Origin of the sequence: Shewanella sp. SG44-6 (assembly GCF_014164185.1) — a bacterium.
In the GTDB taxonomy this organism is placed as follows: Bacteria; Pseudomonadota; Gammaproteobacteria; order Enterobacterales; family Shewanellaceae; genus Shewanella; species Shewanella vesiculosa.
Genome location: NZ_JACJER010000352.1, coordinates 1 through 309, shown reverse-complemented (window position 1 = coordinate 309; position 309 = coordinate 1). Strand labels below are relative to the sequence as shown.

General features: G+C 44.3%; 1 protein-coding gene. It reads left to right on the top strand.

Annotation, left to right across the window (positions count from 1 at the left end):
• Positions 1-101: 101 nt before the first annotated feature.
• The coding region (rpsT, locus tag H5185_RS22555; protein ID WP_182743372.1) for a 30S ribosomal protein S20 at positions 102-309 on the top strand (208 nt) is incomplete at its 3' end.

Sequence of the window (309 nt, the reverse complement as noted above, 5' to 3'; positions counted from 1 at the left end):
CTTTATGATGATTATTCAGCTGTAGTCGTTGACAAGGCGACAAAAAGCAGGCATATTCCTCGGCCTTAAAAGTATCAAATCCAGTTTTTAGGAGTTGCACCTTGGCTAATAGCAAGTCTGCAAAGAAGCGCGCGCTTCAGTCTGAAAAGCGTCGCCAGCATAACGCTAGCCGTCGCTCTATGTTACGTACATACGTTAAAAAAGTCATCGCTGCTATCAAAAGTGGTGACCATAAAGCGGCTACAGAAGCATTCGCTACTGCACAACCAATTGTTGACCGTATGGCGACTAAAGGTCTTATTCACAAGA